This is a genomic window from Variovorax sp. SG517 (assembly GCF_013376045.1).
Taxonomy (GTDB): domain Bacteria; phylum Pseudomonadota; class Gammaproteobacteria; order Burkholderiales; family Burkholderiaceae_C; genus Variovorax.
This window is the reverse complement of sequence record NZ_JABMJG010000008.1, coordinates 134,126-142,994: the sequence shown is the minus strand read 5'-3', so window position 1 is coordinate 142,994 and position 8,869 is coordinate 134,126. Positions and strand designations below refer to the sequence as shown.

Below are 8,869 nucleotides of genomic sequence, written 5' to 3'. Positions count from 1 at the left end.
ACCCCGTCGCGGGCCCGGTTCAGAGCTTGTAGAAGCGCTTGATCGCGCTCCAGGCATCCTCGGGCGCGTCCACGTACTCGAAGAGCTTCACGTCGCCCGGCGAGATCACGCCCTCGTCGACCAGGAAGTCGAAGTCGATCAGGCGCTTCCAGTAGTCGGAGCCGAAGAGCACGATCGGCACCGGCTTCGACTTCTTGGTCTGCACCAGCGTGATCACCTCGAACAGCTCGTCGAGCGTGCCGAAGCCGCCGGGGAATGCCACCAGCGCCTTCGCACGCATCATGAAATGCATCTTGCGGATGGCGAAGTAGTGGAACTTGAAGCTCAGCGCGGGCGTGACGTAGGGGTTGGCTTCCTCTTCCATCGGCAGCGCGATGGCCAGGCCCACCGAAAGCCCGCCGCCCTCGTGCGCGCCGCGGTTGGCCGCCTGCATGATGCCGGGGCCGCCGCCGGTGCAGATGAAGAGCTTGTCCTGCGGTTCCTTGTCGTTGCTGTACTGGGCCACCAGCTTGCCGAATGCGCGGGCCTTCTCGTAGTAGTGCGAGTTGCGCGCCAGACGGCGCCAGCGCTCCGATGCGGCGGTGTCGCCGCTGAGTTCGGCCTGCGCGATCATGGCCGCGGCGTCTTCCTCGCTGCGAAAGCGCGCGCTGCCGAAGACCACCACGGTGTTCTCGATGCCGTGGGCACGCTGCTCGATGTCGGGCTTCATCAGCTCGAGCTGCATGCGGATGCCGCGCGTTTCGCGGCGCAGCAGGAATTCGGGGTCAGCGAAGGCGATGCGCGAGGGATCGGGATCGAGCGGAAGGCCCTGGTCCGCATGGGCCTGGAGCGTGGCCCAGGCATCGGCCAGGCGCTTGTCATGAAGGTTGTGCGTGTTGTTCATGGAGAAAACGGACAGGTTGTCCCGAGTGATTGTGCAGCGTCGCAACCATCATGCCCGGAAACGAAAAAGGCTCCTTGCGGAGCCTTCGTCGGGGTGGTGGTCAGCCGGGAAACCGGGACTCAGACGCGCTTGCGGTATTCGCCGGTGCGCGTGTCGATTTCGATCTTGTCGCCTTGCGAGACGAAGAGCGGAACCGGCACTTCGAAGCCGGTGGCGATCTTGGCGGGCTTCATGACCTTGCCCGAGGTGTCGCCCTTGACGGCCGGCTCGGTCCAGGTGATTTCGCGTTCGACGCTGGTGGGCAGTTCGACCGAGATGGCCTTGCCTTCGTAGAACACCACTTCGACGGCCATGCCGTCTTCGAGGTAGTTCAGGGCGTCGCCCATGTTCTCGGCTTCGACTTCGTACTGGTTGTATTCGGTGTCCATGCAGACGTACATGGGGTCTGCGAAGTAGGAGTAGGTGCACTCCTTCTTGTCGAGCACGATCTGGTCGATCTTGTCGTCGGCCTTGAAGACCACTTCGGTGTTGAAGTTGGCGATCAGGCTCTTCATCTTCATGCGCACGGTGGCGGAGTTGCGGCCGCCGCGGCTGTATTCGGTCTTGAGGACGACCATCGGGTCCTTGCCGTGCATGATGACGTTGCCGGCGCGGATTTCTTGAGCGATTTTCATAACAGGGTCTCTGGATGTTGGCCGCTCGGTGCGCGGGGCTTTCGTCTGCCGTTCGGCTGGCCCCGCGGTACATGTCCCGCGGCAGGTTTAGCGGAAGACATTCCGGATCGATGAAATCCGGGTCGAAATCCGCAAAGCCCGCTATTTTAGCTTTTTTGGGTGACGAATTTCCGCAACTGGGTAACCAGGTCGTCCTGCGCGAGCAGCCGCGCGCGGGCGTCCAGGGCTGTTTCCAGCCATGGGCCGTGCATTTCCGGCTCGGGCAGGGCAGCGTCGCCGAAGCCGTTCCACGCGTGGTGAAAAAGCCTCAGCGAGGCCGGCGCGCCGAGCCAGTCGAGCCAGGCGTTCAGCTTCTCGTGGTGGGCGTCGTCGTCCTGCGGGTAGATCTGCCAGACCAGCGGCGCGCCGGCCCAGAGGGCGCGCACCAGCGAATCCTCGCCGCGCACGAAGTTCAGGTCGCAGGCCCACAGCAGGTGGTCGAAATCCGGCTGCGTGAGATAGGGCAGGTATGAAATTGATAGCGCGCCGCTTCCATGAGGCAAAGGGGCGTTGGTGAAAAGAGCCTGGACTGCCCGCGCGGCGCGGCCCGCCGTCACCAGCAGGCGCGTGGGCTGGCCGCTTTCGGCGAGGCGCGCCAGCAGCCCGGCCAGCGCCGGGGGTTCGTAGCAGAAGAGGGAGACGAGGCGCTCGTCCTGCCGCCAAGGGATCTGTCGTGCCGACAGCCAGGATGCGCGATCGAAGCCCGACCTTCGCTCCATCAGGTCGGGCTCGCGAAGCAGGCCGCCGGTGGCACTCGTGAAGCCGGGGTAGAAGAAGCGCTTGGTCAGTCCGGCGCCGGGGCCCTTGAACACCGGCGAGGGCAGGCCGTGCAGCCGCTCCACGTACGGCTCCGCAGACAGGTATTCGAGGTTGATCCAGGCAATGCCCGGCCGCTCGGCGAAACGGGCGACCAGCTCCGGCGCCGGGTCGCAGCCGAAGCCTTCGATCAGCACGTCGGGCGCCGGCTGCGCCACGGCCGCCCGCAGGGCCGAGGGATCGAGCCAGTCGACCACTTCCACGCCGTCATGGCCCGACGGCGCCATCCAGCCCAGCGCCGTCGCGTCGTCGACCCACAGCCGCACCCGTTCGCCGAGCCCGGCCAGCTGGGAGGCCAGCCGCCAGCACACGCCGAGGTCGCCGTGGTTGTCGATGACCTTGCAGAAGATGTCCCATCGCATGGATTGCATGGTCGCGAGTGTGCCCGCGTTCGCGGATGGCGCTTGCTATGCTGTCCGGCACAACCACCACCGGAGAGAGAGAACCCATGAGGACGAAGACCTTCCGCGCCGCGAAAACCGTGCTCGCCGTCTCCCTGGCGCTTTGCGGCATGGCCGCCGCCGTGGCGCAGACGCAGACTCCGCCGTCGCTCACGCCGCAGCAGCAGCGTTTCCACGACATCTACAAGGAGCTGATCGAGATCAACACCACCCATTCGGTGGGCGACAACACCGCGGCGGCGCGGGCCATGGAAAAGCGGCTGGTCGAGTACGGCTTCGCCCCGGGGGACATCCAGATCTTCGAACCGTTCCCGAAGAAGGGCAATCTGGTGCTCCGCTTCAAGGGCGACGGCAGCAAGAAGCCGCTGCTGCTGCTGGCCCACATCGACGTGGTCGAGGCCCGCCGCGAAGACTGGAAGACCGATCCCTTCAAGCTGCAGGAAACCGGCGGCTACTTCACCGCCCGTGGCGCCATCGACGACAAGGCGATGGCCGCGTCGCTGGTCTCCGTGGTGGGGCAGCTCAAGCAGGAAGGCTTCAAGCCCAAGCGCGACCTGATCCTGGTGCTGACCGCCGACGAGGAACGAGGCGACGCGCTGAGCAACGGCGCCTTCTGGCTCATCAACAACAAGCCCGAACTGCTGCAGGCCGAGTTCGGCATCAACGAAGGCGGCGGCGGCGAGCTGCGCGGCGGCAAGCCCAACCTGCACCGCATGCAGGTGGCGGAGAAGATGTACACCACCTACATGCTGGAGGCGCGCGACGTGGGCGGCCACAGCTCGGTGCCGACCAAGACCAACCCCATCTATGCGCTCTCGGCGGCGCTGGAGCGGCTGGGCAACTACAGCTTCCCGGTGAAGCTCGCCGACGTCACCAGGACCTACTTCGCGCGCAGCGCACCGTTTGCCACCGGCCAGCTCGCCGACGACATGCGCGCCGTGGGCAACGGCAACCCCGATCCGTCGGTGATCGAGCGCATGTCGGCCAACCCGGCCTACAGCGCCCAGTTCCGCACCACCTGCGTCGCGACGATGGTGCAGGCCGGCCATGCCGAGAACGCACTGCCGCAGTCGGCCAAGGCCACGGTCAACTGCCGCATCCTGCCGCACGACGACCCGGACGAGGTGGAGCGCCTGCTGACCCAGGCCGTCGGCAACGACAAGATCGTGGTGCGCAACCTGGGCAAGCCGCTGCGCAGCCCGGCGTCGCCGCTGAACGGCGACCTGGTGAAGACGGTGGAGTCGATCACGCAGCAGATGTGGCCCGGCGTGCCGGTGGTGCCCGCCATGAGCACCGGAGCCACCGACAGCCGCTTCATGCGCAACGCCGGCATCCCGATGTACGGCGTGACCGGCATGTTCCTCGAGCCGTCCGACGCCCGTGCGCACGGGCTGGACGAGCGCATCGAGATCCAGCGGCTGTACGACGGGCGGGAGTTCCTGTACCGGCTGGTGAGCGAGCTGGCGAAGTAGTTTCTCGCCGGAATCCTTGGGTGCCCGGCTCGGGCACCCAAGGGTTTGAGCGCAGGCGGCTGCCGGGCCCCGCGCGCCACAATAGCCGCCATGTCAGACGTGCATTCCGAACAACTGCTCAGCGAAGTCGCGGCCCTGCCGCAACTGCCCGGCGTGTACCGCTATTTCGACGCGGCCGGGGCGGTGCTCTACGTGGGCAAGGCGCGCAACCTGAAGAAGCGGGTCGCCAACTACTTCCAGAAGAACCACGGGGGCACACGCATCGGGCACATGATCTCGAAGATCGTGCGCATGGAGACCACGGTGGTGCGCTCGGAGGCAGAGGCGCTGCTGCTCGAGAACAACCTCATCAAGACGCTCAAGCCGCGCTACAACATCCTGTTTCGCGACGACAAGAGCTATCCCTACCTCAAGATCGCCTCGCACCAGTTTCCGCGGCTGGCCTACTACCGCGGCGCGGTCGACAAGAAGCACCGCTACTTCGGGCCCTACCCGAGCGCCTGGGCGGTGAAGGAATCGATCCAGCTGCTGCAGAAGGTGTTCCGCCTGCGCACCTGCGAGGACACCGTCTATGCCAACCGCACGCGGCCCTGCCTGCTCTACCAGATCAAGCGCTGCAGCGGGCCGTGCGTGGGCCACATCGCGCCCGAGGCCTACGCCCAGGACGTCGCCAGCGCCGAGGCCTTCCTGATGGGCGACACGCAACTTGTGCTCTCCAAGCTCGAGCAGCGCATGACGGCGCACGCAGAGAAGCTCGAGTTCGAGCAGGCGGCCGAGCTGCGCAACCAGATGTCGGCGATCTCGCGCGTGCTGCACCAGCAGTCCATCGAGATCGCATCCGACAAGGACGTGGACATCCTCGCGGTGAAGGTGCAGGGCGGCAAGGCCTGCGTGAACCTCGCGATGGTGCGCGGCGGCCGGCACCTGGGCGACCGGCCGTACTTCCCGGTGCACGTGGAAGACGCGGCGCAGATCCATCACGGCGAGCTCGACGACGAGGAGGGCGCGCCGCCCGCGGTCGCTGATCCGGTCGAGGTGCAGGTACTGGAGGCCTTCATCGCCCAGCACTACATCGACGTGCCCGTGCCCGCCACGCTGGTGCTGAGCGAACAGGTGAGCCGCGAGCTGATCGAGGCGATCTCGCAGCAGGCCGGCTCGCGCGTGACGGCGGTGTTCCAGCCGCGCGAGCAGCGCCGCCACTGGCTGGAGATGGCCGAGACCAACGCCAAGCTGCAGCTGGCCCGGCTGCTGGCCGAAGAGGGCTCGCAGCAAGCGCGCACCCGTGCGCTGGCCGACGCGCTGGAACTGGCCTCGGACGACCTCGACAACTTCCGCGTCGAGTGCTTCGACATCTCGCACACCGCGGGCGAGGCGACGCAGGCTTCGTGCGTGGTGTTCGAGCACCACGCCATGCAGAACAAGGAATACCGCCGCTACAACATCGAGGGCATCACGCCCGGCGACGACTACGCCGCGATGCGCCAGGTGCTGCACCGCCGCTACGGCAAGCTGGCCGAAGCGATGGCCGCCGAGACCGACGCCCTGCCGCCGGGCGATGCCGAGAGCGACGGCAGCGCGGCGCCGCCCAAGCCGCGCACCGCGCGCATGCCCGACCTGGTGCTGGTGGACGGCGGCAAGGGGCAGGTGTCGATGGCGCGCGAGGTGTTCGGCGAGCTGGGGTTGCCGCTGTCGTTGATCGTCGGGGTCGAGAAGGGCGAGGGGCGCAAGGTCGGCCTCGAGGAACTGGTGTTCGCCGACGGCCGCGAGAAGGTCTACCTCGGCAAGGACTCGGCCGCGCTGATGCTGGTAGCCCAGATACGCGACGAGGCGCACCGCTTCGCCATCACCGGCATGCGGGCCAAGCGCGCCAAGGTACGGGTGGGCGGCAGCCAGCTGGAGGACATCCCGGGCATCGGACCGAAGCGGCGCGCGCGCTTGCTGCAGCGCTTCGGCGGCATCCGGGGCGTGGCGGCGGCGAGCATCGAGGACATCGCCTCGGTCGAGGGCATCGCCGCCGACCTGGCGGAAGAAATCTACAAGGCGCTGCACTGACCGCTCGATCGCGCGACCCCCGCAGGGGGTTACCGCGGCCATGACACAATCAAGCGATGTTCTGGACCCTGCCGACCATCATGACCTGGACGCGCATCGTCGCGATCCCTTTGATCGTCGGTGTGTTCTACCTGCCGATGGCCGAGCCGATGCGCAACCTGATCGCCACGGTCATGTTCATCGTCTTCGCCGCGACCGACTGGCTCGACGGCTTCCTGGCACGCCGGCTCAACCAGACCTCGGCCTTCGGGGCCTTTCTCGATCCGGTGGCCGACAAGTTCCTGGTGTGTGCCTCGCTGCTGGTGCTGGTGCACCTGAACCGGGCCGACGTGTTCGTGGCGCTCATCATCATCGGCCGCGAGATCGCCATCTCGGCGCTGCGCGAGTGGATGGCGCAGATCGGCGCCAGCAAGAGCGTGGCGGTGCACATGATCGGCAAGGTCAAGACGACCGTGCAGATGATCGCCATTCCCTTCCTGCTCTATGACGGGCGCCTGTTCGGCGTGATCGACACCGGCGCCTGGGGCCAGTGGCTGATCTGGATCTCGGCCGTGCTCACCATCTGGTCGATGGTGTACTACCTTCAGAAGGCCATTCCGGAAATCCGGGCCCGAACCAAATGACGGCCGTGACCCCGGCCGGTGGCTCGGGCTGGCTCCGGGCGATGCCCGCGGTCTTCGTGCTGATCTGGAGCACGGGCTTCATCGTCGCGCGCTACGGCATGCCGTACGCGCCGCCCCTCAAGTTCCTCGCCGTGCGCTTCGCGCTGTCGCTTGCGTGTTTTGCCGCATGGGTCGCGCTGGCGCGGGTCGAGTGGCCGAAGCAGCGGACCCAGTGGGCGCACCTGGCCGTCACCGGCGTCCTGATGCACGCGGGGTATCTTGGCGGCGTCTGGGCTGCGGTGCGCGAGGGCATGGGCGCAGGGCTGGTGGCGCTGCTGGTCGGCATCCAGCCTGTGCTGACGGCCGTCTGGCTCTCGTTCACCGGCGGGCGCATCACGGGGCGCCAGTGGGTCGGGCTGGGGCTGGGTTTCGCCGGCCTCGTGCTGGTGGTGCTGCGCAAGCTGGGGCAGGGCGGCGAGGTCAGCGTGCAGACGATGGCGCTCGCGCTGATGGCGCTGGTGTCGATCACCGCGGGCACGCTCTACCAGAAGCGCTTCGTCGCGCCCTGCGACGTGCGCAGCGCGAGCGCGGTGCAGATGGCGGCTGCCGTGCTCGTCACCTTGCCGTTCGCGGCGCTGGAGACGGACAGCATCCAGTGGAACCTGTATTCGGGCGGGGCGATGGCCTGGTCGGTGCTGGCGCTGTCGCTGGGTGGCAGCTCGCTGCTCTACATGCTGATCCAGCGCGGAACCGCCACCGCCGTCACCAGCCTGCTCTACCTGGTGCCGCCCTGCACGGCGGTGATGGCCTGGCTGCTGTTCTCGGAGCCGATTACGCTGATGACGGTGCTGGGCATCGGGCTCACGGCCGTGGGCGTGAGCCTCGTGGTGCGCAGCGGCGGCCGCTGAACTGCCTTCTTATATATATCTAGCGCGATCCGTTCCTGCCCGGCTTCCAGGGCTCCCCGCGGAACTGCTCGACGAGGTGATCGACCAGCAGGCGCACCCGGCGCGGCGTCTTCGGGCGCCAGGGCGCGATCCAGTGGATGTCGGCTTCCGCCATCGCGTACTGCGGCAGCAGGCGCACCAACTCGCCGCTGGCGAGTTGCGGTGCGATGTCCCAGAGGCTGCGCAGCATGATCCCGTGCCCGGCCAGGCACCAGTCGCGCACCATCTCGCCCGAGTTGCTGGCCAGCGGCCCCTGCACGCGCACGCGCGCCGTGCTGCCGTCGCGCGTGTGGCGCAGGGTCCACACCGCGTGCTGGCGCTGGCCGGCCTCGCCGTTCTCGCGTGCGACCAGGCAGTCGTGCGAGGCCAGTGCCTCGACGGTTGCCGGTGTGCCTCGGCGCTTCAGGTAGCCGGGTGAGGCGGCGAGCACGCGCTGGTTGCGCGCGATACGGCGCGAGACCCAGTCGGCCGCGTGGCGCTGCTGCACGGCCCAGAGCCACACCGCGCCGTCGTAGCCCTCGGCGCCGAGATCGGGCAGTTGCTCGGTGAGCGACAGCTCGATCCGCAGCGCCGGGTGCCGGGCCTGGAAGGCGGCCAGCGCCGGGCCGAGCCAGAGCCGGCCGAAGCCGAAGGTGGCGGCCAGCCGGACCGTGCCGGTCAGTTCGTTCTGGCGCTCGCCCAATTCGCTTTCCAGCGCCGCGAAGCCGTCGAGCAATGTCCTTGCGTGGAGGCAGACCGCCTCGCCCTCGGCCGTGGCGCTGAGGCGCCGGGTGGTGCGCTCGAACAGGCGCTGGCCCAGGCGGGCCTCCAGCGCGCCGAGCCGCTTGGTGACGACGGAGGGCACCACGTCGAGCGTGGCTGCCGCGCCCGCGAGGCTGCCCTGGTCGCGGATCGCGAGCACGAGTGCCAGATCGCTGCGTTCCATCGAAGCTTGATTCATGCCGGATCGGAAAGTATGAATTGGCTGATTGTTGCTTGATGGA

8 protein-coding genes are annotated in these 8,869 nt (G+C 67.6%); 4 read left to right on the top strand and 4 right to left on the bottom strand.

All coding sequences use genetic code 11. From position 1 onward, the window contains the following. Positions 1–19 precede the first annotated feature (19 nt). From FHT32_RS23895 to earP, 3 genes are all read right to left on the bottom strand, one after another. Entirely contained in the window at positions 20–883 is an 864-nt protein-coding gene (locus FHT32_RS23895) for a TIGR00730 family Rossman fold protein (RefSeq protein WP_176667086.1), read from the bottom strand. A 119-nt stretch (positions 884–1,002) separates the two neighbouring features. Beyond that, a complete protein-coding gene (efp, locus tag FHT32_RS23890; RefSeq protein ID WP_176667085.1) occupies positions 1,003–1,557 on the bottom strand; it encodes an elongation factor P in 555 nt (184 codons plus the stop codon). A 146-nt stretch (positions 1,558–1,703) separates the two neighbouring features. Continuing rightward, positions 1,704–2,783 carry an elongation factor P maturation arginine rhamnosyltransferase EarP gene (gene earP / locus FHT32_RS23885; RefSeq protein ID WP_176667084.1) on the bottom strand — a complete coding sequence of 360 codons (1,080 nt, stop codon included), beginning with the start codon at positions 2,781–2,783 and terminating at the stop codon, positions 1,704–1,706. A gap of 77 nt (positions 2,784–2,860) precedes the next feature. Between earP and FHT32_RS23880 the strand changes: the two genes are divergently transcribed. The 4 genes from FHT32_RS23880 to FHT32_RS23865 all read left to right on the top strand — a co-directional run bounded on the left by FHT32_RS23880 (position 2,861) and on the right by FHT32_RS23865 (position 7,847). After that, on the top strand, positions 2,861–4,285 hold the full coding sequence (locus FHT32_RS23880) for a M20/M25/M40 family metallo-hydrolase (RefSeq protein WP_176667083.1): 1,425 nt from the start codon (positions 2,861–2,863) through the stop codon (positions 4,283–4,285). A gap of 90 nt (positions 4,286–4,375) precedes the next feature. After that, on the top strand, positions 4,376–6,337 hold the full coding sequence (gene uvrC, locus FHT32_RS23875; RefSeq protein WP_176667082.1) for an excinuclease ABC subunit UvrC: 1,962 nt from the start codon (positions 4,376–4,378) through the stop codon (positions 6,335–6,337). Positions 6,338–6,393: 56 nt separating this feature from the next. Beyond that, positions 6,394–6,960, top strand: coding sequence for a CDP-diacylglycerol--glycerol-3-phosphate 3-phosphatidyltransferase (gene pgsA, locus FHT32_RS23870; protein WP_126184980.1), 567 nt, complete (start codon positions 6,394–6,396; stop codon positions 6,958–6,960). Continuing rightward, complete coding sequence (locus tag FHT32_RS23865; protein WP_176667081.1) at positions 6,957–7,847, top strand: DMT family transporter; 891 nt, start codon at positions 6,957–6,959, stop codon at positions 7,845–7,847. The genes pgsA and FHT32_RS23865 overlap by 4 nt, the downstream gene beginning before the upstream one ends. Positions 7,848–7,866: 19 nt before the next feature. On the opposite strand, the gene FHT32_RS23860 is transcribed toward FHT32_RS23865, so the two are convergent. Next, positions 7,867–8,811 (bottom strand): LysR substrate-binding domain-containing protein, encoded by a 945-nt coding sequence (locus FHT32_RS23860; protein WP_176667080.1) that lies wholly within the window; start codon positions 8,809–8,811, stop codon positions 7,867–7,869. Positions 8,812–8,869 lie beyond the last annotated feature (58 nt).

Coding starts and splice junctions, on each gene's coding strand:
- FHT32_RS23895 (WP_176667086.1), bottom strand. CDS start 883: ATGAACAACACGCACAACCTTCATGACAAGCGCCTGGCCGATGCCTGG.
- efp (WP_176667085.1), bottom strand. CDS start 1,557: ATGAAAATCGCTCAAGAAATCCGCGCCGGCAACGTCATCATGCACGGC.
- earP (WP_176667084.1), bottom strand. CDS start 2,783: ATGCAATCCATGCGATGGGACATCTTCTGCAAGGTCATCGACAACCAC.
- FHT32_RS23880 (WP_176667083.1), top strand. CDS start 2,861: ATGAGGACGAAGACCTTCCGCGCCGCGAAAACCGTGCTCGCCGTCTCC.
- uvrC (WP_176667082.1), top strand. CDS start 4,376: ATGTCAGACGTGCATTCCGAACAACTGCTCAGCGAAGTCGCGGCCCTG.
- pgsA (WP_126184980.1), top strand. CDS start 6,394: ATGTTCTGGACCCTGCCGACCATCATGACCTGGACGCGCATCGTCGCG.
- FHT32_RS23865 (WP_176667081.1), top strand. CDS start 6,957: ATGACGGCCGTGACCCCGGCCGGTGGCTCGGGCTGGCTCCGGGCGATG.
- FHT32_RS23860 (WP_176667080.1), bottom strand. CDS start 8,811: ATGGAACGCAGCGATCTGGCACTCGTGCTCGCGATCCGCGACCAGGGC.